The sequence below is a fragment of the Mesorhizobium sp. M0923 genome (assembly GCF_040319365.1).
Taxonomy (GTDB): domain Bacteria; phylum Pseudomonadota; class Alphaproteobacteria; order Rhizobiales; family Rhizobiaceae; genus Mesorhizobium.
Map to the genome: position 1 here is coordinate 24,707 of NZ_JAMYNW010000006.1, position 25,872 is coordinate 50,578.

Consider the following 25,872-nt stretch of genomic DNA (forward strand, 5'->3'; position numbering starts at 1 on the left):
GTTACATATTATTGTTCCCGTGATATGGTTCATTTATGAGTGATGGCGAACCGAATGGAACAGCGCTGGCTGCTCCTTATCCATCAGCCCGTCAGCTGCCGAGCAAGCCGGCCTTTCCGGGTGAAGATCTGATGGCGCGCACCGAAATCTTGCGGGCCAAGACGGGACATGTTCTGGACATCGGCGCAGCGCTGGCGGTTATCCTGCTCGGCGTTTGGCCGCTGATCCGGAGATATGTTTTCGATCTTGGCCGACCCGCCGTGTGTTTGGGGTCCGCCGTGACATCGACCGGATCGATGCCAACGGCAGTCCCGAAGAGATGCGCCGGACTATTCGCGAATGCCGGCACCAGCAACTTCTGGTCGGCCCCGCTGCCATCGACGAGTATGGCAGCCTCGACGGAACCGCCATCCAGGCCGACCTTCCCACCGCCGTCGCGCCGCCAACCCGAGCGCGCTGCGCCGAAGTTCTTGGCTTTCGATACATTTCCGCTGCCATTATATCGCGAGCGCGCGGCGGTCGCATGACTCCTGTGGCGACAGTGACAAACTATTGCTGCGTGTTGAGCGCCCGCCTCAAGCTCTGCGCCAACGCCTGAGCATTGCCGATGCCCCAGTAGTGCAAGAAGATGATCCGCGGGTCTTCAAAGAACATGTGATTGTGCACCGCGATTACTCCAATCGCTCCAGCTTGCAGTTCACGGATGACCGAACGGACTTCATTTTCCAGCATCGCAAAGTCGCCGCAGACCGCGGCGCGCTCGTCCGTGCCCTGAAAGGCTGCCCATGTGTTGTAACCCATTGCGGCATCAATATTGAGCTCACCACAGCGTGTGCAGACGACGGGCACGGATGGGCGCGCCAGGACAAACTTGAGCACGCCGTCCTTGCTCTCGCCCTTGTGCTCGACAATCGCCTCAAGCGGCGGCGCGTCCAAGCTACTATTCACTTTCTTGATGGCGGGTTCGACAGGATGCTTCTGGCGCACGATCTTTATCGCTTCAAAAATCCTATGCGCTCCTGTCGCCAACGCAGTTTCATCAGCCGTACCCTCGACATGCATAAACATCACGCGCGGCTGCTCGCGGACGAAATGATTGTGTAGGGCTGTTACGTACAGGTTCGCCTGGATCGCTGCGGCCATCGCGTCCTCGATTTCATCTTCGAGCACGACGATGTCACCCATCAGCGTGGCATGATGCGCCCCCTGTTTAAAACTAACCCAGGAGGTGAGGCCCATAAACGGAATGATCTCAAAGCCGTCCAGGGTCACTCTCACTTCACTGCGCGGGACCGATAACTTGAGCACGTCACCCGTTGTCTGTCCCTTCAGTCCGGTAAGGGATTCAATAGCTTGGGTATCGAGCATCTTAGACCTCCTCGTTTCATCGAGCACTAACCGAACCAGATTTCCGTTGGCGCCACACAATGAATCGAGTGCCGAACGCCAACGCGAGCGTCACCATTCCAATTATAAGGTGCAGGGGTGGTATGAAAAAGAGCAGTACGAAGCAGCCAGCCAGGCCGAACCAAGCGAAGAAGCGCGAGAATAGGCGCTGCCCCTTACTTAAGTGCAGAGCCGCGTAGTGGGTAATGGCAAACCAAACCAGCAGGTAAAAGCTGGCGAGCGGCAAGACCTGACGCAGGTCGAACACCAGCACCACTGCAAAGACGAGCACCCCGACGGCAAGTACTGCGTGACGCGGCACCTTCAAACGCGGATAGACCTTGCCGAACCACTTCGGCAATTCGTGCGCCTCGCCCATCGCGAGCGCCACACGCGAACGCACCGCCATGTCTGGGGAAATTGACGCCGAGTTGCGCGCCGCTGATGCCTGTCGCCAAGCATACCAGCCCACCTGGGATCATTGCCAGCAGAAGGGCGGGACCGGCCCGCTCGGCGGTCGCACCAAGGGCACCGAAAATACCCGTTCCGATGATCATGCCGGCAGTCATGAGCGTAGCTGCGGTGCGTCCGACGGCCCGAGTCGCGGATGATCCTGACTGGCTAGCCCCACCCGAGGCTGTCATTTCGGCACCTCCTGTCAGGCATCAGCGGGACAGTCTGCGAGACGTCAACGCTACGCCTGAATTTAATATGATACAAGTGTTGCATTTGCCTTTCTCAGTGATACGGTGAGCTGATGAGCGAAGGGGAACTTGGGACCGAGCAGCGCTGGCTGCTCTTGATCCATCAGCTGCCGACCAAACCAGCCTATTTCCGGGTAAAGATCTGGCGGCGGCTGCAGGGTATCGGCGCAGTTGCGGTCAAAAGCACAGTCTATGCGCTGCCCGCCGATGCAGAAACGCAGGAGGATTTCGAATGGCTCCTGAAGGAAATTATCGACGGTGGCGGTGAGGCGATGGTGTGTGAGGCGCGTCTGATCGACGGCCTGACGGACGCACAGGTTCGGGCGCTGTTCGATGCCGCGCGGGACACCGACTATGCAGAGATCGCCAAGGCAGCGCGCGATCTAACGGCGGCTATCGACTCCGACAAGACCGAGGATCGGCGCGCGGATGCCCGCGCGCAACTCGGTCGAATGCGCAAGCGGCTTGCCGAAGTCGTGGCGATCGACTTCTTCGGCGCCAGCGGGCGGCTCGCCGCCGAGGGACTGATCGCCGAGCTCGAGGCTCAGCTTATAGAGGACAAGGCCATGACCAAGGAACCGAAGAAGGCGGCCGAGCTGGGTGAGGTCAAGGGCCGGACCTGGGTCACGCGGCGGGACGTGCATGTTGACCGCATCGCCTGCAGTTGGCTGATCCATCGCTTCATCGATGCCGATGCAACGATCCGCTTCGTGGCGGGCAAGGGACACGTGCCAAAGGAGGGCGAATTGCGCTTCGACATGTTCGAAGGCGAAATCACCCATGAAGGGGACCGCTGCAGCTTCGAGGTACTGCTCAATCGTAGTGGCATAGTCGACCCGGCGCTGCAGGCCATCGCCGAGATTGTCCACGACATTGACCTCAAGGACGGCAAGTTCAGTCGCGACGAGACGACGGGCATAGCCAGCCTAATCGCGGGCATCGCCATGACGAATAAGGGCGACGAGCAGCGGATCGCGCAGGGCGGCCCGGTCTTCGACAATCTCTACCAGTATTTCCGCCAGAAGCGCGGGTGAGGGGAACCCATGACCAGCGTCCATGCCGTCCATCCGAATGCGCTCGGTGATGAACCTTCGCATGGCATCCCCTTCCGCGAAGCAGTGCGGGTCTGGGCGCGTGTGGCAGCGTTGAGTTTTGGTGGCCCGGCCGGCCAGATCGCGGTAATGCATCGCATCCTCGTTGAGGAGAAGCGCTGGATCGGCGAGACGCGGTTCCTGCATGCGCTGAACTACTGCATGCTGTTGCCAGGACCGGAGGCCCAGCAGCTCGCCGTCTACATCGGGTGGCTCCTGCATAAAACCCGAGGCGGGCTCGTGGCCGGCACGCTGTTCGTATTGCCGGGCGTCATCGCCATCATGGCGCTGAGCTGGATTTATGCGATTTTCGGCAATGTCGGCGCGGTGCAGGCGCTTTTCTTCGGCCTGAAGGCCGCCGTCCTCGCCATCGTGCTTGAGGCGGTTATCCGCGTCGGCAAGCGGGCGCTCAAGAACAACGTCATGGTAGCGCTCGCTGCCGCCGCTTTCATTGGGCTTTTCCTCTTCCATGTCCCGTTCCCGCTCATTGTCCTGACAGCTGCAGTGATCGGGTATGTCGGCGGGCGGGCCGGGCTGGCACCTTTCATGGCGGGCAACGGCCATGGCAAGGTCGGCGGCAAGCAGGTCGCCGATGCGGAATCGGCGCTCGGCGAAGGCATTCCTGCTCATGCTCGCCCGCCGGTCAGCTGGTCGTTGAAGATTGGCGGTGTGTTTCTGGTGCTATGGCTGGCACCTGTCCTCGGCCTTTTCGTGCTGTTCGGGTCCGGCAATGTCTTCGCCGATATCGCGGTCTTTTTCTCGAAGATGGCGGTCGTGACCTTTGGCGGCGCCTATGCCGTCCTCGCTTATGTGGCGCAGCAGGCTGTCGATACCTATGGCTGGCTGAAGCCCGGCGAGATGCTGGACGGCCTTGGCATGGCGGAGACGACGCCTGGCCCCTTGATCATGGTGACCCAGTTCGTCGGCTTCATGGGCGCGTATCGAGCGCCGGGATCGCTTAATCCGCTGCTCGCTGGAACGTTAGGCGGCCTGCTCACCACCTGGGTCACCTTCACACCTTGCTTCCTGTGGATCTTTGTTGGTGCGCCGTTTGTGGAAACGCTGCGCAGCAACAAGGCCTTGTCCGCCGCGCTGGCGACCATCACGGCGGCCGTGGTGGGCGTGATCCTGAACCTGGCGGTGTGGTTCGCGCTTCACGTTCTGTTTGGAGCACTGCGCGAGGTCAAAGGGTTCGGCATGACGGTCGATGTGCCCACATTCAGCTCCGTCAACATCCCGTCGCTCGTCCTGACATTGGGTGCGCTGCTGGCGGTGTTCCGTTTCAAGATCGGCATGCTCCCGGTGCTCGCCGGCTGTTCGATCCTCGGGCTGCTCTACGGGATGGCGACGGGAGCGATTTAACCCGTGCAGCCAGCGCCCTGACCTGTGGGGTGAGGAGGCATCGTTGACGTTACAGTCGCTCGCGCACGGTTTGCGCAAAGCTATTTCCGAAGCAACGGTTCAGGCTGCTTCCTGCGGGTGCTGAGCCGACGGCCGCGAACCTGCTGACATCGAGGGGACTGCGGGCGTTCGGTGACGGTCTGGTCAGCATCCTGCTTCCCGCCTATCTGAGGGCATAGCGTTGAGAGTACGCTCAGCAACGATAAGCTCGAACGAACACGGAACGGGGCACTCTCGTTGACGCCGCTGGAGCGTCCATCGCAATCAGCGTGACACCGCCTGGTCCTGCTCAGGAACCATACGGATTGCGCGAACCATATGCTTTCATTAGGTTTTCGGCTTGGCGTTGTTTAGCGGGCTTTCAACGCGATCTCCTCTTCATCGATCGTTTCCACCGTCACGGCGTCAGCACAGTCGACGACATCATAACGGAATTCCGGGACTCGGGTCTCAACATCGTCGCTAACGGCGCGGTTGGCACGAAGAACCTGCAGTTCGTACTAGCCACGGCGGCCGCCGACGTCTCCCGTATTCGCGATAGGTTTGTCGCTCTCGGCACGGAAGAACCCTCAGGCCCGGCACGGCCTGCAGCCATGAGCCACCTGCACACCATAGGCCTAGTGCTAGGCATCGTCGCGCTGATCGCCATGCACGCAGGCGCGCCCTGGTGGCTATCGTGGCGAGGTCTAAGCGACACCTCAAATCCGATCTCTTACACAGTGATTGCACTCGTGGCCCTTTTCGTAATCTTCAAGATCGGATTGCTCGGTGGCCTGCATCGGTGGAGCAGAGGCCGCCGCCAGCGTTGAGGCCGCTTGCTGTTACGACATCCGCGCCTCGCTACGGCTTGTTGGACACGCAGGAGTTCACCTTTTTCACACCCGGACGCGAATCGCGCGTCCGCTCCGGCCTCCCCGCGGCGCGAGGGTGATGGAAAGCCAATCTAATCCCGTCGCAGCGAGATCAGACGCCGGCAGACGGCGCTTGACGTTATTCTCGGAAGACCAACTGCCATTCGTTGTCAGATCACCGGGCGGTGATCACTCTCAGCCAGATGACAGGCGGCGACGCCGCCATGAGGAACGGGACGCAGTTGGGGCTCGTCCAACCGGCAGATATCGATCGCCACGGGACAGCGTGTGTTGAACCGGCAGCCTGGCGGTGGGTTGCTCGGGCTCGGCGGATCGCCGGCGAGGATGATGCGGCGACGGTCGGCTTCGATGCGCGGGTCGGGCGAAGGAACCGCGGATAGCAACGCCTGGCTGTAGGGGTGGGCCGGCTCGCGAAACAGCGGCTGTGTCACACCGGCTTCGGCGATGCGGCCGAGATACATCACCGTTACGTCCGAACAGACCTCGCGCACGATCGCCAGGTCATGTGCGACAATGACGATGGTAAGGCCAAGTTGTTTTTGCAGAGATGTGAACAGATTGACGATCTGCGCCCGGATCGAGACATCGAGGGCACTCAGCGGCTCGTCGCACACCAGGATCGAAGGTTTGAGGGCAAGCGCGCGGGCTATCGAAACGCGCTGGCGTTGGCCGCCCGAAAGGGAGCGTGGAAGACGGTCGAGCACCGTTTGCGGCAGCGCAACCAGATCGAGAAGCTCGGTGATGCGTCGGCTTCGTTCCGCCGAAGAGCCGAGGCGGTGGATTTGCAGCGGCTCTTCCAGTGTCTGGTAAACAGTCTGCCGTCGACTCATCGATCCCAGCGGATCCTGGAAGACGAACTGGACCTCACGGCTGAACGATTTCCTGTCTGATTTCAACCATTCGGCGCGATTTCTGCCGGCGATCAGGACCGTGCCTTCGCTCTCCTTCTGCAGGCCGACGATGGTGCGCGCCAAGGTGGTCTTTCCGCAGCCGGACTCGCCGACGATACCGTGGAAGGCTCCACGCGGGATGCTCAAATCGATGCCGTCGACCGCCCGGACCGCGCCTGTCCCATCGCGGTTCTGGAAATGAACCTTCAACCCCCTGACCTCGATTGCAGCGGCATCAGACATGAAGGGCAATCCCCTCTCGCCTGATCACGACCGGGCAGGCCACGCGATGCGGATTTGCCGAGAACGATATCGTCTGAAGCGGCGGCCTGTGTTTTCGGCAACCTGGTTCGACCAGTTCGCAGCGGTCGGCGAAACGGCAACCCGGTTCCAGCCTGATCTGGCTTGGCGGCAGGCCCGGTATCTCGCGGGTCGTCGCCCTTTCGTCGGACCGAAAGTCCGGCACCGATGCGAGCAGCCCGCGCGTATAGGGGTGAACGGGCCGCGTCAGGACGTCCATGGCGGTCCCCTCTTCCGCTACCTGCCCGGCATAGAGCACGATGACCCGGTCGGCGACGGAGGCGACCACGCCGATGTCGTGGGTGACCAGCACCACAGCAATGCCTTCCTCGCGCTGGATCTGGCGGATGAGCTCCAGGATCTGTGCCTGGACGGTGGCGTCCAGGGCTGTGGTGGGCTCGTCGGCGATCAGCACGCGCGGTCGGGCCGCGAGCGCCAGCGCGATCATCGCGCGCTGCAGCATGCCACCCGACATTTCGTGCGGATAGCGATGGTAGCGGTCCTCGGGGTCGGGAATGCCTAAGCGCGCCAACAGCGACACCGCTTGCCTGCGGGCAGGCTCGTGCGACAGGCCGGCGAAGCGGCGCGCTTGGCGGGCCAGTTGCGGGCCGATCTTCAGCATCGGATTGAGCGCGCTCATCGGATCCTGAAAGATCACCCCAAAGTAGCGGCCGCGAAGCTCGGACAGTTGCCTGGAGCCCATGCCGATCAGGTCGCTCCCGTCGGCCTGAGCCGTCCCGCGCATCGCTACAGTCACGCCTTCGGGCAGCAGGCCGAGAGGGCCGAGCGTCATGACCGTTTTTCCCGAGCCGCTTTCCCCGACGACCGCCACCGTTTCGCCGGGCCGAACGCTGAATGAGACGCCATCGACCGCCCGGACGGATACGGAAGTTGCATAGAGATCGATGATCAAATTCTCGATCGCGTAAATTGGCTTGTCGTCGTTCATGTCGAACCCGTCCTTTCGACGGCATCGCGCTCGGCCTCTTCGCGAGCCCGCGCCAGCTTGCGCTTGCGCAGCATTCGCCCGCGAACCGGCCGCGGCACTTTTTGCAGCGCATAGGTTTCGCCGAGCAGGTTGAAACTGACCACGACCAGCGTCAGGGCGAGACCGGGAAGCACGACGAGGCGCGGAAACTCCTCGATGTAGCTCATGCCGTCGACAAGCATCTGGCCCCATTCCGGCGTCGGCGGCGCAACGCCCAAGCCGAGAAAGCTCAGCGTCGCGATGGCAAGCACCAAGGCGCCGGCATCGGCGCTGGCATAGACGACGACAAGCGCCAGCACATGCGGCAGGATGTGCCGTACAAATATCCAGAGGTGGCCGGCGCCCATCACCCGCGCCGCCTCGATATAGGGCTGCTGCAATTCGGCGGTGACGACGGCACGGCTCATGCGGGCATAGTTTGCCCACCATGCCAGCGTGAGCGCAGTGATCATCGACCAGTAGCCGGTGCCCAGGATGCCGATCAGCGCCAGCGCGATGACCAGGCTCGGCAGCGCCAATGCAATGTCGATGAGGCTGATCAGCACAAGCTCGACGCGGCCGCCGACATAACCGGCGAACGAGCCAATGGTCACCCCGATGGCGAGCGCCGCCACCAGCACGATCACCATCGCCACCAGCGAAATGCGCGCCCCGCCGATGATGCGGCTGAAAACGTCGCGGCCGAGGTAATCGGTGCCGAGCCAATGGCTCCAGCCTGGACCCTCGAGCGTTGCGGCATAGTCCTGCGCGCCGGGATCGTAAGGCATGATCGCCGGGGCGAATATACCGATCAGCACGAAGACGATGACGGGAAAGAGCACCAGCCAGGGCCAGTCTTTCATCTCATTGATCGACGGCATGGTCATCGCCTCATGCCCCCCGCGCCCGGCGCAGGCGCGGGTCTGCTACGAGACACACCATGTCGACAAGGAAATTGACCATGACGAAGAAGACGACGAACAGCAGCAACACCGACTGCATGCCGATGAAGTCGCGAAAGCGGATCGCCTCGATGAAGAAGGCGCCGACGCCGCGCAGCGCGAAAACGGTTTCGACGACGATCGATCCGATGATCATCAAGGTGAACTGTGCGCCGAACGTCGTCAGGAACGGTATGGCGATATTGGGCAGCGCCTCGCGCAGCAGGACCTGGGTTCTGGTGTAGCCCTTGGCGAAGCCGGTCGTCGCAAACGGGCGCGACATTGCCTCCTGAAGATTGACCCGGACGACGCGGCTGAGCACGGAGGCCGGAAACAGCGCGATCGTCACCCACGGCAGCAGCCAGGAGGTGAAGCCGCTGGTGCCGAAGGTCGGAACCCAGCCCAGCATCACCGAGAACACGATGACCAGCAGCGCGGCAACGAAAAAATTTGGCGTCGAGGCGCCGATCAGCGAAAAGGCATGGAGAAACCTGTCCATCGTGCCACCGTTGCTGACCGCCCCGGCCAGACCGAGCGTCAGCGAGAGAAAGAATGCCAGAATTCCGCCACCGGCGAGCAGCGCCGCCGTGAGCGGAACACGGGCGGCGAATTCGTCGGAGATCGGTTTCCCGGTTCGTAGCGATATGCCGAAATCGCCGCCTAGCGCACCCGCCAGCCAGCGTCCGTAGCGTATCGGCAGCGGGTCGTTGAGGCCAAGCTCCTCGCCGATTCTTTTGATCATTTCCGCGTCGGCGCCGGGTCCTGCGGCACGCTCGGCGATAAGCGCCGCGACATTGCCCGGAGCGGCTGCAACCAGGGCAAATGTCAGCGCGGATGCCGCCATGATCAACAGGCAGGCAAGCAGCATCCGTCGCAGAACAATGCGTCTCATCGACAGGCCTCGCTTGGGTTCGATTTCAGGCCTTTAGCGTGATCGCCTTGAACGGCAGATCGTAGTCGGTCGCCGGAAGCGAGAAATTCTCCACCCTCGGGTTGTGCGCCCACAGCCGCTGGCTCACGACAAGCGGGCAGATGGCGGTGTTGTCGTACAGCCAGTCGTAGAGCGCCTGCATCTTCAGTGCGCGTTCCTCGCCGCTCGCTTCGAGCGCGGCCTTGACCACGCCGTCAAGCGCATCCGAGACGTAGATCTTGCCGTCCGGTCCGCTGTCGGCGGTGGAGACGAAGGCGTTGCCGAGCGTCCCGTGCGGATCGTAGGGCGCGCCATAGGTGGTGAAGAAGGCGAGGTCGTAGTCGAAAGCCGGGCGGCGTTCATGCATCGTCGCGTTGTCCACAGAGGCGACCTGCACCTGGAAGCCGACCTCGGACAACTGGCCCTGGATCATCTCAGCGATGCGCCGCGACCCCGGCAGCGATTCCTCCGAGACCAGGAAACCGATCGCGAGCGGCGCGCCGTCCTTTGTCCAGGAGCCGCCACCGTCAGCCCAGCCGCCGTCGGCGAGTATCTTCTTGGCCGCCGCGACATCGCGCACAGGCACGCCATGCCGCTTTCCGGACGAAGGCACGTTTGCCGGGAATAGATCCGCTGCAGGATCGGCAAAACCCTCGAACAGAACCTTGGCGATCGCCGCGCGGTCGACCGACGCGTAGATGGCATCGCGGACGGCTTTGTCCGCGATGATCTTGGAGTTCGGCGAATAGCCGAGCAGCATCGTTGCCGTACCCGCTTCGGCCACCACCTTCATGCCGTCGCTTTCGAGCGCGCGGGCGCGGCGCGGCGATAGCGTCGCCACCCAGTCGCCACCGATCACGTCGAGGTCACCCGAGCGCAGGCCGTTGGCGCGGGCGAGCTCATCCGGAACCACCTTCAGTTCCATGCGGCTGAAAAGCGGCTTCTCGCCCCAATATTTGTCGTTGCGAACAAGATTGGTGCCGGACGAGTCGTAGGTCTCGACGATCCACGGCCCGGTCCCGATCGGTGCCGTCTGTTTGCCGTTCGCGTCGACCGCCTTGGGAGAGAGGAAACGCACCGGCCGGACAATGGTGAGCTCAAGAAGGGCTGCCGGCACCGGCCGCTTCAGCTTAATGGTCAGCTTGTTCGGGCCATCGGTGACAATACTGTCGAAGGCATCGGCGACACCGATCCACGAAAAGTCTGGCACACCCATCCAGCGCTTGAGGTTCCACTCGGCGGCAGCGGAATCAAAGGGCGTGCCGTCGCTGAAGCTGACGCCTTCACGCAGGTCGAAGGCGATCGAAAGCTGATCGTCCGCGACGGTCCATTTGGTGGCCAGCCCCGGCTCCAACGAACCGTTCTGCCCGTAGTGGATCAGCGCGTCGAACACGATGGTATAGGTGCTTAGCGTCGAAACGTTCTGCAGCAGGTCGAGATCGCCGGTCTCGGCGGCAATGGCGATTTTCAGCGTTTCATGTGTTTCGGAAAAGGCCGCATGCGGAAGCGCGGCGACAAAGGCCAGGCCGGCCGTGCCGGCAAGGAAATTACGACGGTCGAGAGTGATCATTTCAGTTCCCCATTTTTTGTTTGATTTGACAACTATTTTACATGCTGGCTTTCTATTTGTATAGACATAATTGGCGCCAATCCAGCCAGCTGTGACCCGCTACATCCAGCTGAGAGTGGCGGCAGCGATCACCAGATAACGACCAGCCTTGGCGATCGTGACGATAGCCAGGAAGCTCCAGAACGATTCCCGCAGAACGCCGGCTACCAGGGTCAGAGGATCTCCGATGATCGGAAGCCAGCTCAAGAGCAGGCTCCATTTCCCGTAGCGCCCTTTTTGCGCGCCGATCCAGGGTCCCCATTCCATGCCGATTGACACTTGTGTTCCCCATTGTGTTTGTTTGGCGCACGTTATTGTCTAGTCATTATCTGCTTCTGCTTTTGGTCACGCATCGGCGCCGGAGAAGGCGGGCTCAACCGTTTGCAAGGCAGCCGCGGGTGATCCAAGGCGAACGTCGCTGTGGTCCGCGGATCGGACGGTTCGTCTGGCTCTCAGGAGGGGTGGGCAACACCGTACTGTGACGAAAGGTATCGGCGGATATCGTCCGGTGAGTTGATGAACCTCGTCTGGCAATGCGACTGAAGCTCTATGCTCCGATCCAAAGGAATACGGTCGTCGCCAAGGATCAGGACGGGCGCAGACTGATTTTCCTCTCCTATCAACTCAATGATCGCAGGGCGGGGGCGCGGGGCATCGATATAGTGCACGTCGATCTTGTTTCGCAGCGCCGGAAAGAAGCTCAGAAGCCCTTCAACGGAGACAGCGCCGCCGCAGTAGAATGGGCCGTCCTTCCCGTTGAAGAAGCCAGGCGCAAGCATGAAAAGTTGATCTTTCATTTCTAGTCTCCAACATAGATTAGTAGTTGTTTCTACTTGGCAAATTTGCGACGCAAGCGTCTCCATCCGATCAAAACGCCTGTCACGCTGAAAGCGAACCCGCCGGCGAGGAGCGTCAGCATTAGCGGCTTCCAGATCGCGTTGTTGGAGAGGAACGGAAAATCCAGAGTGTGCAGACCGAAGTATAGCCATCGGTAAGTGCGTCGGCTGCCGTCCATGACCTCAATCACGCGGCTGGTTACGGGATTGACGTAGACGGCTGTGTTCGCCTCGTCCTTTACAATGATGCGCAGTCCTTCTCCGCCAATGCCGTCGCTCGATCGCAGGTTCGCGTAGACGTCGTCGGCTGGGATTGGGGTCGGTCGTTCCACAGTTTTCCCAGGGTACGCAAAGGAAGCAGCCTGCCAGATGGCATCATTAGGAAAGGCGTTAGAATGGGCATTCACCTTACCATCCCGAAATTCCGCGATCTTGGGGTCGGCCTCGGGGCCACGGGCAAGCAGGTACGGCCTGCCCGCTACGGCAGACACTTCCACCTCGGTGGCAGGAAGAATGGCTTGGATTGCGCCAGGCGATACCGACTTGGCCGCTTCGGCCACCGTCAACCCGACATACGCTTCAGCCTGCGCGTCGGTCATTTCGCCGGTCGAGAAGAGCCTTCCGTGGTCCATCGAGAGCCAGCCGCTCAGTATCCACGTGAAGATAAAGGTGGCCATGACCAGCCCCCCGACGTGGTGCCACTTCATCCATCCTCTGTAGGGAGAAATTGCTCCTTGGTTGAATTTGGCGCTTTTGTACGAGCGAACGATGCCCAGCCAGATGCCAGCGATTGTCAGGCTGATGCCAACGAGTGACATCCACCAAACGGTACGGTCCCATGCAACCCAGCTTTGGCGTAGGACGGTTGGGTAGATCCAGTGGAGCACGGCTCCTACATAGTTCCAGGATCGCTCGAAGTTCGTCGTCCGCTGCATCACCTCGCCAGAGCGTTGGGATACGTAGAGGTCTGTTCCAGCCTCATCGGCCAGCGAGACTTTGTAGAATGGTCGATACCTATCGAACCGATGGTGCACCATCCACTGATCATAGGTTAGCGGTTCTGAGACCGCCTTGACCGTTTGTCCGGAAAAAGACTGTCCAATCAACGTGGCGGCTTCGCCGGAAATGCCTGCCACGACCTCACCAGTTTTTGCCGAAACGATCACTTGCGGACCTTTCGGTGGGTGGATGACGTACATGGCCTGACCATTCACTTCCAATATGCGGAGGCGGGCAGGTGAACTGATGCCCGATGCAGTGATTGCAGCTGAAGGAGACAACTCAACTTGGCTGCCGTCGATCGTGGTCCCTTTGTTGATACGGGCGCCATCTCCAAGGAATGGATAGGGGACGTACATCATAACGACGCCGGAGAAAAACCACATCGCGAAGAGCAGACAGAAAGCAATTCCAAGCCACCGGTGAAATATGACAATTGCTTTAAGGATATTTATCCGCGATTTTCGGTTGCTTTCAGCGCCTTCCTGGTAAGTTACCATCTCTATGTTACCCTTTTTATCTTGGTTTTAGTTGTGTAAGAGTTTGCTTAACGATCGGTTTCGTTTCTTTTTTCGTGAATGAGGTTGTGAAGCGCTAGAGATTGGGCGCGAGATTTAAAGATCCAGCACCAGCACCGAAGTCTTTGACCGCGAGCAGCAAGGGAGAAACCGATCGTTTCTTGTCCGTTCTTTCTTCGTCAAGTATGCATCTCGATGGTCCGGCTCCCCATCCAGTACGGTTGTCAGGCAGGTTCCACACGTGCCCTCCAGGCATGAGGATGGAACACAGACTCCTGCGGCCGTTAGTGCGTCGATCACTCTCTGTCCGGGAGCTACGCGAACGGTCCGATTTGAGCGGGCGAGTTTGAGGTCAAACGCTTCTTTCGGCCCTGAAGAATTTGCCGCGACTGCAAAAGACTCTCGATGCAGGTTTGCCTCACTCCAGCCTGCCGCGTCGGCGGCAGACAGACATGCTTCGATAAATCCGCCCGGACCGCATACGTAGAGGTGTTTTCGTGGGTCTGGATCCCGAAGAACCTTTGACAGATCCAACTGGCCAACTGAGGGCTCGGAATCACAATAGACGTTCGCGCGCGCAGAAAGCTCAGAACCGGAGAGACGGTCGACGAAGGCTGCGCGTGAACGCGCGCGGATGCAATAGTGCATTTCAAACGAAATGCTGCGGCGCGCCATAAAATGGAACATTGAGAGAATTGGCGTCACGCCAATGCCTCCCGCGAAAAGTATTGAATGCCGTGCGCTGCAATCTAGAGAAAAATTATTCTTAGGCTCGCTTACCTCAAGTTCATCGCCCTCTGAAAGAGCGTGCATTGCCTTTGCTCCTCCCCTTGAGGACGGCTCCTTGAGCACACCAAGCACATACCGATCTCTTTCGATGGGGTCGTTGCACAATGAATACTGCCGAACCAGCGCGCCAAGATGCACATCGATATGCGCGCCAGGAGCAAAGGGCGGCAACGGTTGATTGCCCGGAAGTGTCAGGTGGAACTCGCAGATGTCTGCTGCGATCTCCAGTTTTCGAGTGACCGTTACTTTCACCGACTCCACTCCGATGGCGAGGCCGGGACGGGCCCGGTACTTCAAAGCCTTGATGGCAGCAAGGTAAATGTGTCAGTGTCCCGCGCCAGTGGCATGAATGCCTATTTGCGTCCGGATCATGACAAAAATGAAATCAGGATCCACGGAGGGTGCAGGGCTAGTTGCAGTCGTCGTTTATGATGGCCTGAGCCTTTTTGAATATGGCTGCGCGGTGGAGGTTTTTGGCCTTCCGCGGCCAGAGATGGGCGACAGCTGGTACCGTTTTGCCATCTGTGCGGGAGAACCCGGTCGTATTCGAGGTCCTGCAGGCATCCACGTTTCCGCCGACGGCGGAGTGGAGCTACTCGCAAATGCCCGAACGATTATCGTTCCTGGCTGGCGTGGGATTGATGATCCCGTGCCCTCAGAATTGTGCGCTGCGTTGAAAAATGCGAACGAGCGAGGCGCACGGATACTATCAATCTGCACAGGCGCTTTTGTCTTGGCGGCCGCCGGATTGCTCGACGGAAAGCGTGCCACAACACATTGGCGGCATGCTGAAACTTTAGCTGCCAGATATCCGCAGATTAAGGTGGAGGCAGATGTACTCTACATCGATGCAGGCAATGTGCTGACGTCAGCTGGTAGCGCCGCTGGGATCGACCTATGCCTTCATCTGATCCGGCGTGATTTGGGACCCCGTGCGGCAAACCATGTAGCGCGTCGGCTGGTGATGCCTCCTCATCGAGAAGGCGGCCAAGCTCAATATATTGAAGAACCTATCTCGAAGCGACCAAGCTCGACCTTGGCGCCACTGATCGACGCAATCAGAGGCGCATTGGATGCAGAATGGTCCATAGAAAACATGGCTGCGCAAGTGGCGATGGGTAGCCGCACTTTTCAACGCCACTTTGTTGGCGCGATGGGAGCGCCAGCGGGAGAATGGCTACTGCTGGAACGGATACGGCGGGCCAAGCAACTACTGGAAGAAACCGACTTATCGGTAGACGAAGTCGCATTCATGGTGGGTTTCGGCGCAGCGGCCACTCTACGCAATCATTTTAAAGCAAAGCTTGGCACCAGCCCGGCCGACTACAGGCGGCGATTTCAAGCTGTACGCACAGAGTGAGAGTTAGTCGCGTTGGAGCCGCGTGGAATGGAGTTTTGGAAGAAAGCTAGGCAATGGGTGTGATGCCCATAATTACCTCGCAGATTCGCTTACATGTCTCGATGCACATTCAGCGGCGTTCGGCACGTTTCGTCCTGGAAACGCGGCCAGGCGTCGTGGATGCGACCACAAGGGCTATTCAAATTCTGGCGGGACTTGTCCTGGTCATCGTCGCCTGGAACGCGATCATAGCGAATTGAGCCGGAAAGACCAGCAGCAGCCATGATCGGCGTGATTGAATCGCGCATGGGGATTGACGACCGACTCCAGAACGATGCCTGCGGTTGCAGTCAGGATCAGCAGGAGCGGAGCATAGTTGGTCGTCAGCAACAGTCCCGCCAACGCCGCTTCCGACTCATCGGCAGCATGGTCGCCGCGGCGAAGGCGGTCAGAAACAGACCGCCAAAAATGGCGAAGTCGCCGAGCATTGGAAGGGCCTAACCTGTTTTTGGCCATTTTGGATGCCGATCGTCGACGACATATCCATGCGAATGCTCGAAGCCCGTTTCCGACCACACGGCGTCTGCAACGTGGCGGTCGCCATCGGCCAGATCGGCATGCGTGTGCACAAGCACGTCGGGGTCATGCTTCGGCCACAACAGCATCGACGCTGCAAGGGCGCCGGCGCCAGTGATGCCAAGCAGGATGAAGGTGAAGGGCAGACCCATCGCTGCCCCAACCCGACCGGCGATCGGATAGGTGATCAGCCAGCAGGCGTGCGAAAGCGCGAATTGCGCAGCGAACAGGGCCGGCCGGTCGACGGGATTGGCAGAACGGCGGATCAGCCTGCCCGACGGCGTCTGCGCCAGCGAATAGCCGAGCCCAAGCACGAACCATAGCGGCAGCAGCAGCTGGTAGCTGTTCGCCAAGGAACCGGCCAGCATTCCGGCGACCAGGATGGCGGCACCCGAGAGCATCGCAAGCCGGTCCGGCACATTTTCGAGCAGTCTCGGTAGCGCAAGTGCCGCGAGCATCGATCCGCCGCCGAAGGCGGCGAGCGCCAGTGCCGTCTGACGCGCCGAAAGGCCGAATTCGGCCTGGACGAGAACGACAGTGTTGACGATCACCATGGCACTTGCGGCGGCAACCGCAAGGTTGAGCGCTAGCAGCCCGCGCAGACGTGGCGTTGCCAGATAGATGCGGATGCCCCGGGTCGTGCGCTCGTAGATGCCGCGCGGCTCCGACGGCTGCGGGCTTGGCAGCATCACGGAAACGACCAGCGCCGCCGAGGCGAGGAAGCCGACGACGGTGCCAGCGAACAGGCTGTGGAAGCTGATGACCGACAGCAAAGCTGCGGCCAGCATCGGACTGACGACGCTTTCCAGATCGTAGGCCAGCCGCGAAAGCGACAGCGCCCGGGTATAGTCCTTCTCTTCCGGCAGCACGTCCGGGATCGTCGCCTGGAACGTCGGCGTAAATCCGGCAGATGCCGACTGAAGGACAAAGATCAGAACGTAAATCTGCCATATCTCGGTGACGAAAGGCAGAAGCAGCGCAACCGCAGCCCGGACGAGGTCAAGCGAGACGAGCATCGTACGTCGTGGCAGGCGTTCGGCGAAGGCGGCGGCTATCGGCGAGACGCCGACATAGGCGATCATCTTGATGGCCAGCGCCGTTCCAAGCACAGCGCCGGCATTTGGCCCGGCCAGGTCGAAGGCCAGCAGGCCAAGCGCAACCGTGGCAAGGCCTGTGCCGACAAGAGCAATGACCTGCGCGAGGAACAGATGTCGGTAGGTACGGTTAGCGAGGACTTGAAGCATATATGTTTGTCTTCTTGCAGCGCGCTGAAGCAGGTTGCTATCTCAGTGATGGTGGCCTTCAGGCTCGACCATCTTGAACGGCAGTTCCTGCTGCCGATCCTTCGAGCTCAGGACCAGCCTCGCATCGAACTCGTGAGGTTCGGCGGGAGCGACGGTACTCTCAAGACGATGATGGTTGCCGGCGACAGGCTGCAGAGGCAGCGTCTCCGGGCCGCCGGGCCGGTCGATAATCACCGTGGCTGTCAGATCATCGGCGTGCCGATCGACGGTAAGCCGCATCCGTTCCCCGCCGGGCGTGTCGACGATCTCCAACGCTCCCGTAGCCAGATCGCACGCAACCTTGAAAGGCTCCGGAGCGTGGTGATGCTTGTGTGCTGGCGCCGCCGGTGTGCTCCCCCCATCGGCAGGTTCGAACGTGATGTTGACGGTGCGGAGTGCCGGCAGATGCGCGTACAGTACCTGCCTGAGCGTGCTGGCAATGCCGTTGGCGTCAGCGACGGTCATCTCGTCGTTGACCGTAGCCCCGACATCCGCGTGGAGCTGATGGCCGATCCACCGCGCTCTGACATTGGCGATCGTCACGCCAGGAACATGCTCGGCGGCATGACGGACTTCCTCGATCACCCCCGGCTCCACGCCATCCAGCATCCTGGTCAGCACCGAGCGGGCCGACTGCCAGACGATGCCGAAAATCGCGATCGTGATGAGCAGCCCGACGATCGGATCGGCCAGCGGAAAACCCAGCCAGACGCCGATGGCACCGAGGACCACGGCAAGGCTCGTGAAGCCATCGGTGCGGGCATGATAGCCGTCGGCGATCAACGCTGCACTATTTATCTCCCGGCCGACACGGATGCGGAACACTGCGACGGCTTCGTTTCCTATAAAACCGATAATGCCCGCGGCCGCAACCCAGCCGAGAAATGCAATGGGTTGCGGATTGATCAACCTGTCGATCGCCTCGTAGCCGGCGACGATGGCGCTGAAGAGGATGATGAGAACGATCACTATGCCAGCAAGATCCTCGACGCGACCCAGGCCATAGGTGAACGTCTTGCTCGGTTTGCGGCGGGCCAGCACGAAGGCGATCCACAGCGGAATGGCGGTGACCGCGTCGCCGACATTGTGGATCGTATCGGCCAGCAGCGCCACGCTTCCGGAAAGGAACACGATCACGAGCTGGAGCGCTGCGGTTATTGCCAGAACGACGAAAGACCATTTGATCGCCCAGATGCCTCGCGTCGTCGTCGCGATCGTCGGGTCGATGACGCCGTGGGTGTGGCCATGGCCACCACCATCGCCATGATCGTGCCCATGGCCGCCGAAGCCCTGCGTCATCGGGCCGAAGCCGAACCAGACTCGTATCTTGCCCATCGTGATATTTCTCACAGGTATTTGGTGATGTCCTTGAACTCGTCGATCGAGCGGCGTTGCTCCCGCGCCAGCGGCCCGACAATCTCTTCAAGGCAATGGTTGAGATGGTCCTGGATCAAGGTTTTCTTGGCCTGGCAGATGGCTTTCTCGACCGCGTGGAGTTGCTGGGCGATGTCGAGGCAGGGCCTGCCTGCCTCGATCATTTCGATGACGCCCTTGAGGTGCCCGTCGGCCCGCTTGAGGCGCTTGATGATGTCTGGGTGAGTTGCGTGGACGTGAGGTTGATCGTTCATGTCTTGATACTATCCTCCTGGAGGGGATATACAAGCCTCGAACCGGTACCGATTCCATCGAACACACTTCGTTAAGATTATAGAGAATAATCGCTGCTTATGCAGAATCGGGCTCACAGCAAGGGGTTTTGTCTCGTCGTCGCGTTCGCTATGATGCTTGGCACGCTGCTGCGCCCTTTCGGATATTCGGCCTCGCACGATCCGGTCGCCCGTGCCGCCGTCGCAATCGAGCGCCAGGTCGCACAGACTGGGCCAACCGAAGATCATGGCTATGCCCATGATCACGAGGGCGCTGCCGATGAGAGAGGATCCGGCTCTCTTCACGGGCACAATGCAGCCGACCATTCGCACGACACGGCGAGCGCGCTTGTGCCCTTGGTACCGATCGTTCCGCCGGTCGGTAAGGACTGGCTGATTTACCCGCCGTGCTTCGCCGATCTGGAGGCGACATTTCGGCTTGACCGCCCGCCGAGACCGTTCCTCGCCGCCTGATCGCGGCCGCACGCGCGGCCACCCTCAAACGACGAAGACTGGAATTCCCATGCAAGAACCCTTCTACCAGGGTCCGCCACGCTCGCCCGATGCGTGCTGGCGGCCCGCTCTTCTCCTGCTGGTCGCTCTCCTGACTCTGCCGCTCCTGGCAGGAGCAGCCTTCGCCCATGGCGTCGCCGAGGGCGACAAGGGCTACATTCAAGAGATCACAGGCATCAATCTGCTGCCTTTCATCTATCTCGGCGCCAAGCACATGGTGACGGGATATGACCACATCCTGTTCCTGTTCGGCGTGATCTTCTTCCTCTACCGGATGAAGCACATCGGCATCTATGTCAGCCTGTTCGCGCTCGGCCATTCCACAACCATGCTGCTCGGCGTCTATTTCAACGTCGGGATTAACAGCTACATCATCGACGCGATTATCGGCGTTTCGGTCGTCTACAAAGCGCTCGACAATATGGGCGCCTTCCAAAGGTGGCTCGGCTTCCAGCCTAACACCCAGGGCGCGACTCTCGTCTTCGGCTTCTTTCACGGCTTTGGCCTGTCGACCAAGATCATCGAATACAACATCTCGCCGGACGGTCTGGTGCCCAACCTCCTCGCCTTCAATGTCGGCGTCGAGATTGGCCAGTTGCTGGCTCTTGGCGCGATCCTGATTGTCATGGGTTACTGGCGCCGGAGGCGAAGCTTCTGGCGTTACGCCTACACCGCAAACGTCGTCATGATGGCTGCCGGTTTTCTGCTGATCGGGTATCAGCTCACCGGCTTGTTCGTCGCAGCTTAAGGAACGAAATCATGTACAACACCGATCTGCCAAGCCGTGCCGACTTGCCGACGTCGGCACAACTCAAACGCTCCACCCTGATTGCTGCCCTGACCGCACTGACCCTCCTGGTCACAGTCGTCATGCCATCGGAATATGCCATCGACCCGACCGGCGCCGGGCGGCTTCTCGGCCTTACCGAGATGGGCGAAATCAAAACGCAATTGGCGGCCGAGGCGGCTGCAGACGAGACAACGGGTGCAACAGCGCCATGGCCCCCGCAAAATACCGTATCCGCCGACCTTTTGGCTCGTATGGAACGGATCGAAAATCTCCTCGTCACGATGACAGTGGGGCAACCAGCTCTGCCGTCGCAAGCGGCGGAGCCCGTTGCCCAGAACGATGTGACGGCCGGGGAAATCATTCCTGCGCAGCCAGTTCAGGCCGTGCCGGAGACCGCGCCGCAGGTCGCCGAAACCCCTGCGGTAGCGCCGGCCCAGAGCACCGGGCGGCGAGATGAAATGTCCTTCACGCTGACACCCGGCCAGGGCATCGAAGTCAAGCTTGTGATGCGGCAGGGCGCCAAGGCGAACTTTGCCTGGACCGTCGACGGGGGCGTCGTCAATTTCGACACGCATGGCGACGGTGGCGGCCAGAATGTCAGCTACGAAAAGGGCCGCAGCGTTCCTTCCGGCGAAGGTATTCTTGAAGCCGCTTTTGACGGAAACCATGGCTGGTTCTGGCGCAATCGCGGCGACAGCGACGTGACACTGACGATCCAGACCGAAGGCGACTACATTGACATCAAGCGAATGATCTAGCGGGCTACGAGTTGGTCCGGCGCCGCTAGCGACGCCGGACGTCCCTCATCCGTTTGCTCCATCGTGGAGCGAATGGCATTTCAGGCCAATGCGATCTGCCAAACGGCAACGCCGGCAAGCACCAGCCCTGCAACGCCCTCGATGGTTCGGGAAATGATATCGAACAGGCGTGGCCGGCTGTCGAAAAAATGCACCAGACGTTCGCGAAACAGGATCGACAGCACCGCGACGCAAGACAGTGTCAGTGCTACCCCGACCATCATGGTAATGGCAAAGAGGATGCCGGCGACTGGAACGCCTCTGGATATCGCAAAGGTCATCGCGAAAAGTGTGAGCGGACATGGGATCAGGCCGGCCATGACACCCACGGCCTCGCCTTCATGCTTGTGGTGACGGCCATGGCTTAGGGCGCGCCAAAGCATCCAGACACCGATCAGCCCGAGCAGGCCACGGCTGACATCTTCCAGCAGCGGAGCACGGCCCACGCTGCCCAACGCAATGGATACCAGGGGCAACGAGAGAGCCGCGATAAGGACAGCGATGGTCACATGCGTGAAGGAGAGTGTCAGTGACACCAGAAGGCCACGCCGGACGCTGGAATCCGATCCTGCCAGATAGGTCGCCAGCACCGCCTTGCTATGGCCCGGCGTCAGGGCGTGTGCCGCGCCGAATAGGACGCCCATCGGCAGGAAGGCCGTGAATGCCAGCCAGCCGCCCCCGGCCGAAAGCAGTTTGATCTGCTCGGCCAGAGCCAGGTAAATCGGGCGCTGGAATTCAACAAGGACTTGGAACATTGCGTTCGAACCGACTCCGCTTCAGCCGCACGTCAATTCGAGGCGTGTCGCGAAAATCTTGCCGAGATCGGTCCCGGTCGGATCACTGAAGAACGCGTCTGTCAGCTTTGTCTGGTTCTGTGCGATCGCGGTCTCCGGGTCGGGACGCACGACCGAGCGAGCGCATCCCTGCGGCAGGCCGGCGACTGCGATCTTGTCGTCGTCGGTAAAATCAATCGCCGTGTAGAAGGTCGGGTCGTAGACGCCGATGCCGACTTTTCCTGAAAGGGCCAATGTGTCTTTCGGCTGCGTCTCGAACAGGACGACGAGCTGATCGTTTTCATAGTTGATGACAAGCCTTGGCGGCGGCGCCATTTCCACGTCCTTCCCGTTCAAGGTCACAAGCTGGAAATAGTTGTACTCGGCCAGAGACGCATGGATGGTGAGAGCCACCTCATCGAGCTCCTTGGCGTCAAGGGCGAGATCGGAATTCTTGTCGAATTCCATCAGTACCGTGCTGGAAAAGAGATCGTCGAAACGCCAGAGATGTCGAAGCGATTTGATGGTCCGGTCAGGACCGACAGTCAGATCCAGCCTCGCCTCGGCGAAAACATGCGGATGGGCGCCTGCCGGTGCCATTGACGCGAGCAGCAGAGCCGCGCCCAATACTATGCCTGCCAGTCGCATTTTTCGTTCACACTTCGCTCGTCGTTCCGGGTCAGGCAGGAGACCTGCCACTGCAAGCAGGCCGAAATTGGACGGCAACGTATGAGGACCAAATGATGGCAGCGGGCAAAAAGCCATCAGGACCGCGGTCGTTAGATTCGATCGATCAGGGGTGTGTCGCTTCATACAAGGAAGCAACCGCAAAGTCGCCCTTTATCCAGTGATCGACGAGGATTACCGCGGCGCCGGCGAGGATCGCCAGCACTATCATCCAGATGACCTTTTGCCGATCGCTCAATTTCTTGCTCCGGCTCGATGCCGAGGAACGGTTTCCTGAGGCGAGTTCGTTTCAAGCGTATCACTTCTCTCGGCCGCCTGTTCACGCTGATTAGTCATCGGCTATGGAGCTTGCAATGATCATGTTCGATGTGATCCGGGACCTCGGCCGCGTCAAATGGACGAGCTGCTTGCGATTACCAGCAATCAATATGAAAAGTTTGGAAACTTGCGTTGGATTTCTCTCCTCGCCGATCTTCACGGCGTCGGTTCGTGCGAAGAAACGCGCTTCAAATGCCGCGCTGTCGATGTCGAACAGCGTGATCGAGCATATCTGCACGGCCTTGCCGTTCAACGTGGCTTTTGCCACCGCAATCATGGTTTTGGCCGGCATGTCGTTGCCGGACGCTACCCATCCCTGGATAGCGTTTACACTACCCACCGATGCGAAATCATCGCCAGGGCGCGGAGTCCATCCAAGCTTCCCGGCTGCAGCGACGGTTCGTTCGAAGTCAGGTCCATGGGCAAGACAAGTCCCGTGAAAAGCCTCCAACGCCAGATCGACATTGTCGGCGTGCACTGGCGATGTCATATGCACACTTGTGAGTAGCAGGGCCAAGAGGGTTTTCGGCATGTCGATCACACCTCGGGCTACGGAGCGAGGTAGCTGATTGATCCGAAATGGAGCCTCAAGCAAGCTCGTCAAGTGGACGGGCGGGCGATCGAGGAGATGTGCCATCGCGCGAACTGCTTAATCTCGATGAATTCGTCAGGATGCTACAGCTCGTTCACCGAGCTGCGGCTCTGCTCCCGCTCCCGGATGGCTGCCGACCTGCTCCAGCACCTGGTTGACGAAAATTGCACTCCTTGGGTTGGCATTTTCGCGCACCGACCCTCAACGAAGTCCGCGAGAAAAGCGAGGGAGCGCGAGTATCGGAGCGCAGCATCCAGTCAAGGAGGTGTTGCGGGAAAACCTCTACCTGGTGAAGCTTGCGTGCGAACGGCTGTCCCTCTTATGCTCTGCCAAAACTGGAGGTGGGCTATGCGCGCACCCGCTATTGTAGCTTCGGGGTTTTCGGCATTAGTTGCTGCGAGTCCGGCCACGGCTGACACGGGCGGTCCAATCTATAGCGCGGAGGTGGTGGGCTCGATGTGCAATGACCCATCTGCTGACTTTTGCGTTGGGTTCCTGGCAGCGGTGTGGTCCCAACTTTACGCCACGCAGACCCGTTGCGAATTGCCAGCGGTCAACAAGCGCGATCTACCGGACATTTACCGCGTCTATTTGTTGAAAAATCCCGACCTCAACCACGTTCCGGCTTCAATCGCGGCCACCAAAGCGTTTGAGGCACATACCGGCTGTCCCCGCTGGAGTCCGCGTTCAGATGGGGAATAGCAGGAGGCCAGAGGCGCTGCCGCCATTCTGAGGTGATCACGACCAGTTGCACCGCAATAAAGAAGAACTATCAGGTTGGCCTGCGCCTAGATTTGACGGGCACTGCTTGTACGCGCTTTGAGCAGTGAGAAACCGACCGATCAAGCGGTTTAGGGAGCTGTGTTGTGTCATCCCTCACCTTATCGAGTCGTCTGTGAAGAAGGTTGATTTCGGGATCGGAGGCGAAGCGGGAAGCATTTCTCACCCGCCATGTCAGAGCTGATATGGCGTCAGGCTGATCGCGGCCGGAGTGGTGGCACTGCAGCGGACGTGAGCAGCACCAGGAAGAAGGCACACAAAAGCCTCAGCCAGTTGAGCAGGAGACTGAAGTTGTAGCCGACGGCGGCAAGCACGGCGTTGTTGGCATCGCCCTCGGAGAAGGCCAGGAAGTTGCGGCCCATCCGGTGGTCGTTCTTGAGATGGCCGATGACGGGTTCGACGGCGTCGCAGCGCCCGTTTGACGGCCTTGGTGAGGCCGCGCTTGTAGCCGGCGACATGGACCTTGAACATCTTGTCCTTTGGCGCGTTGTGGCCGCGATAGCCGGCATCGGCGACGATCTTGCCGAGGCTGACGCCGATCGAAGTCTCGATCGCCGGAAGAATGGTGGCCAGCGTGTGGCCGTCATACGGATTGCCGGGCAGCGCCTTGACATGGGCGACGAACTGGCCGCCACGGCTGCGCTGCAGCGGGGTGGCGACGGAGACCTTGACGCCGAATTCGTAGGGCTTGTAGGCCTTGCCCTTGCCAATGCACTCGACCTCCGGAGCGTGCAGGGAATACACCTTCTTGCCCCGCTCGCGCTGGCGCTGGTCCCTGACGCGCCGGGCAAGCGACAGCGGCAGAGCGAAGGCCTGCATCAGCTCTGGCCGCATGGCGAGCTTGCGGGTGATGTCGCGGATCACCGCGCCCAACATGGTGCGCAGCCGCTTGAGCTGCCGGTTGGCCCGCTTGAACTGCTTGGCATGGGCATAGCGCTGATGCTTGATCAGCGCGATCTTGCCGACCCGCGCATAGGATTGGCGCAAGGCAATGCCATGCCTCTTGGCCAGCTTGACCAGCCGCTCGCGGGCGCGATGCATCAGCTTGGCGTCGGTCGGGAAGGTGATGGCCTTTTCCTGCACGGTGGTGTCGACGATTACCGCGCGGAAGTCCGACGGCTTGGCCGCCCCCAACCTGGTCGCCGCCGCAAGGCTCTCCTGGAGCAGAGCCGTGAGCCGCTCTTCGCCCATGCGCAGGCGCCAGCGCGTCAATGACGTGCGGTCGAAAGGCAAGCGGTGCTGGAAGAACTCCTCGCCGCAGAACAGCTGGTAATAGGGGTTTTCCAGCCAGCGTTCGCACAGGCTTTCGTCGGACAGGTTGTGCATCGACTTGAGGATGGCCAATCCCGCCATCAGCCGGGTCGGCAAAGGCGGCCGGCCAGGATCGTCGTCATAGACCTCGCCCAGCCGTTCTTCGAGGAAACGCCAGTCGATCGTCTTGGCCAGCTTCACCAGCGCATGATCCATATTGAGGATGTGGTCGAGCCGGGATCGCAACAGGTCCGTCTGGCCGCTCTCGCGCCGTTCCTTCGGTCGCATCGCTCGCTTCCCTCGCTGCTTCGTCA

25 protein-coding genes and 1 pseudogene are annotated in these 25,872 nt (G+C 60.4%); 6 read left to right on the forward strand and 20 right to left on the reverse strand.

The features are described 5' to 3' along the window. Positions 1–549: 549 nt before the first annotated feature. Positions 550–1,368, reverse strand: coding sequence for a DUF1259 domain-containing protein (locus tag NKH89_RS12070; RefSeq protein WP_023802354.1), 819 nt, complete (start codon positions 1,366–1,368; stop codon positions 550–552). A gap of 194 nt (positions 1,369–1,562) precedes the next feature. Then, on the reverse strand, positions 1,563–2,030 hold the full coding sequence (locus tag NKH89_RS12075) for a hypothetical protein (protein WP_156942686.1): 468 nt from the start codon (positions 2,028–2,030) through the stop codon (positions 1,563–1,565). A 113-nt stretch (positions 2,031–2,143) separates the two neighbouring features. On the opposite strand from NKH89_RS12075, the gene NKH89_RS12080 reads away from it, so the two are divergent. Further along, positions 2,144–3,124 (forward strand): chromate resistance protein ChrB domain-containing protein, encoded by a 981-nt coding sequence (locus tag NKH89_RS12080; protein WP_023802356.1) that lies wholly within the window; start codon positions 2,144–2,146, stop codon positions 3,122–3,124. 9 nt (positions 3,125–3,133) lie between these two features. Further along, positions 3,134–4,543, forward strand: coding sequence for a chromate efflux transporter (gene chrA / locus NKH89_RS12085; RefSeq protein ID WP_023802357.1), 1,410 nt, complete (start codon positions 3,134–3,136; stop codon positions 4,541–4,543). Positions 4,544–5,603: 1,060 nt separating this feature from the next. Here the strand turns inward: chrA and NKH89_RS12090 are convergent. The 9 genes from NKH89_RS12090 to NKH89_RS12130 form a co-directional block, all read right to left on the reverse strand. Further along, positions 5,604–6,587, reverse strand: a complete 984-nt coding sequence (locus NKH89_RS12090) for an ABC transporter ATP-binding protein (RefSeq protein WP_023802359.1) — start codon at positions 6,585–6,587, stop codon at positions 5,604–5,606. Further along, complete coding sequence (locus NKH89_RS12095) at positions 6,580–7,593, reverse strand: ABC transporter ATP-binding protein (protein WP_352908939.1); 1,014 nt, start codon at positions 7,591–7,593, stop codon at positions 6,580–6,582. Before NKH89_RS12095 ends, NKH89_RS12090 begins: the two co-directional genes overlap by 8 nt. Next, positions 7,590–8,492, reverse strand: a complete 903-nt coding sequence (locus NKH89_RS12100; RefSeq protein WP_023802361.1) for an ABC transporter permease — start codon at positions 8,490–8,492, stop codon at positions 7,590–7,592. Before NKH89_RS12100 ends, NKH89_RS12095 begins: the two co-directional genes overlap by 4 nt. A 10-nt stretch (positions 8,493–8,502) precedes the next feature. Then, positions 8,503–9,444, reverse strand: coding sequence for an ABC transporter permease (locus tag NKH89_RS12105; RefSeq protein ID WP_031256253.1), 942 nt, complete (start codon positions 9,442–9,444; stop codon positions 8,503–8,505). A gap of 25 nt (positions 9,445–9,469) precedes the next feature. Next, complete coding sequence (locus NKH89_RS12110) at positions 9,470–11,032, reverse strand: ABC transporter substrate-binding protein (RefSeq protein ID WP_352908942.1); 1,563 nt, start codon at positions 11,030–11,032, stop codon at positions 9,470–9,472. Between the two features lie 99 nt (positions 11,033–11,131). Beyond that, entirely contained in the window at positions 11,132–11,350 is a 219-nt protein-coding gene (locus NKH89_RS12115) for a YqaA family protein (protein WP_441295558.1), read from the reverse strand. A gap of 173 nt (positions 11,351–11,523) precedes the next feature. Beyond that, on the reverse strand, positions 11,524–11,868 hold the full coding sequence (locus tag NKH89_RS12120) for a DUF3088 domain-containing protein (RefSeq protein ID WP_023802365.1): 345 nt from the start codon (positions 11,866–11,868) through the stop codon (positions 11,524–11,526). Between the two features lie 32 nt (positions 11,869–11,900). After that, positions 11,901–13,406 carry a PepSY-associated transmembrane domain-containing protein gene (locus NKH89_RS12125; RefSeq protein WP_023802366.1) on the reverse strand — a complete coding sequence of 502 codons (1,506 nt, stop codon included), beginning with the start codon at positions 13,404–13,406 and terminating at the stop codon, positions 11,901–11,903. A 114-nt stretch (positions 13,407–13,520) separates the two neighbouring features. Continuing rightward, positions 13,521–14,465, reverse strand: a complete 945-nt coding sequence (locus tag NKH89_RS12130) for a PDR/VanB family oxidoreductase (RefSeq protein WP_084833869.1) — start codon at positions 14,463–14,465, stop codon at positions 13,521–13,523. A 127-nt stretch (positions 14,466–14,592) separates the two neighbouring features. On the opposite strand from NKH89_RS12130, the gene ftrA reads away from it, so the two are divergent. Continuing rightward, the gene (gene ftrA, locus NKH89_RS12135) at positions 14,593–15,573 is read left to right on the forward strand and encodes a transcriptional regulator FtrA (protein ID WP_036270211.1); all 981 of its coding nucleotides are present in this window, start codon (positions 14,593–14,595) and stop codon (positions 15,571–15,573) included. A gap of 225 nt (positions 15,574–15,798) precedes the next feature. Here ftrA and NKH89_RS12140 read toward each other — a convergent pair whose 3' ends face one another. From NKH89_RS12140 to NKH89_RS12155, 4 genes are read right to left on the reverse strand one after another with little or no spacing between them, the layout of a single operon-like run. After that, positions 15,799–16,068 (reverse strand): hypothetical protein, encoded by a 270-nt coding sequence (locus tag NKH89_RS12140; protein ID WP_352908943.1) that lies wholly within the window; start codon positions 16,066–16,068, stop codon positions 15,799–15,801. Then, positions 16,050–17,372 (reverse strand): MFS transporter, encoded by a 1,323-nt coding sequence (locus NKH89_RS12145; protein ID WP_352908946.1) that lies wholly within the window; start codon positions 17,370–17,372, stop codon positions 16,050–16,052. Before NKH89_RS12145 ends, NKH89_RS12140 begins: the two co-directional genes overlap by 19 nt. Positions 17,373–17,414: 42 nt before the next feature. Beyond that, positions 17,415–18,746 carry a cation diffusion facilitator family transporter gene (locus NKH89_RS12150; protein WP_352908948.1) on the reverse strand — a complete coding sequence of 444 codons (1,332 nt, stop codon included), beginning with the start codon at positions 18,744–18,746 and terminating at the stop codon, positions 17,415–17,417. 11 nt (positions 18,747–18,757) lie between these two features. Continuing rightward, complete coding sequence (locus NKH89_RS12155) at positions 18,758–19,039, reverse strand: metal-sensing transcriptional repressor (protein ID WP_023802373.1); 282 nt, start codon at positions 19,037–19,039, stop codon at positions 18,758–18,760. Positions 19,040–19,138: 99 nt separating this feature from the next. On the opposite strand from NKH89_RS12155, the gene NKH89_RS12160 reads away from it, so the two are divergent. From NKH89_RS12160 to NKH89_RS12170, 3 genes are read left to right on the forward strand one after another with little or no spacing between them, the layout of a single operon-like run. Beyond that, positions 19,139–19,531, forward strand: a complete 393-nt coding sequence (locus NKH89_RS12160; RefSeq protein ID WP_156942687.1) for a hypothetical protein — start codon at positions 19,139–19,141, stop codon at positions 19,529–19,531. A gap of 49 nt (positions 19,532–19,580) precedes the next feature. Beyond that, positions 19,581–20,318 carry a HupE/UreJ family protein gene (locus NKH89_RS12165; RefSeq protein WP_023802375.1) on the forward strand — a complete coding sequence of 246 codons (738 nt, stop codon included), beginning with the start codon at positions 19,581–19,583 and terminating at the stop codon, positions 20,316–20,318. Between the two features lie 11 nt (positions 20,319–20,329). Beyond that, positions 20,330–21,118, forward strand: a complete 789-nt coding sequence (locus NKH89_RS12170) for a hypothetical protein (protein ID WP_023802376.1) — start codon at positions 20,330–20,332, stop codon at positions 21,116–21,118. 80 nt (positions 21,119–21,198) lie between these two features. On the opposite strand, the gene NKH89_RS12175 is transcribed toward NKH89_RS12170, so the two are convergent. The 5 genes and pseudogenes from NKH89_RS12175 to NKH89_RS12195 all read right to left on the reverse strand — a co-directional run bounded on the left by NKH89_RS12175 (position 21,199) and on the right by NKH89_RS12195 (position 25,846). After that, positions 21,199–21,912, reverse strand: a complete 714-nt coding sequence (locus tag NKH89_RS12175) for a nickel/cobalt transporter (protein WP_023802377.1) — start codon at positions 21,910–21,912, stop codon at positions 21,199–21,201. Between the two features lie 21 nt (positions 21,913–21,933). Next, positions 21,934–22,578 carry a DUF1007 family protein gene (locus tag NKH89_RS12180; RefSeq protein ID WP_031256269.1) on the reverse strand — a complete coding sequence of 215 codons (645 nt, stop codon included), beginning with the start codon at positions 22,576–22,578 and terminating at the stop codon, positions 21,934–21,936. A gap of 145 nt (positions 22,579–22,723) precedes the next feature. Beyond that, positions 22,724–22,855 carry a hypothetical protein gene (locus tag NKH89_RS12185; protein WP_023802379.1) on the reverse strand — a complete coding sequence of 44 codons (132 nt, stop codon included), beginning with the start codon at positions 22,853–22,855 and terminating at the stop codon, positions 22,724–22,726. Positions 22,856–22,945: 90 nt separating this feature from the next. Further along, the gene (locus tag NKH89_RS12190) at positions 22,946–23,467 is read right to left on the reverse strand and encodes a hypothetical protein (protein ID WP_156942688.1); all 522 of its coding nucleotides are present in this window, start codon (positions 23,465–23,467) and stop codon (positions 22,946–22,948) included. 1,031 nt (positions 23,468–24,498) lie between these two features. Continuing rightward, positions 24,499–25,846 (reverse strand): annotated as a pseudogene (locus NKH89_RS12195) (IS5 family transposase). Positions 25,847–25,872: the final 26 nt, after the last annotated feature.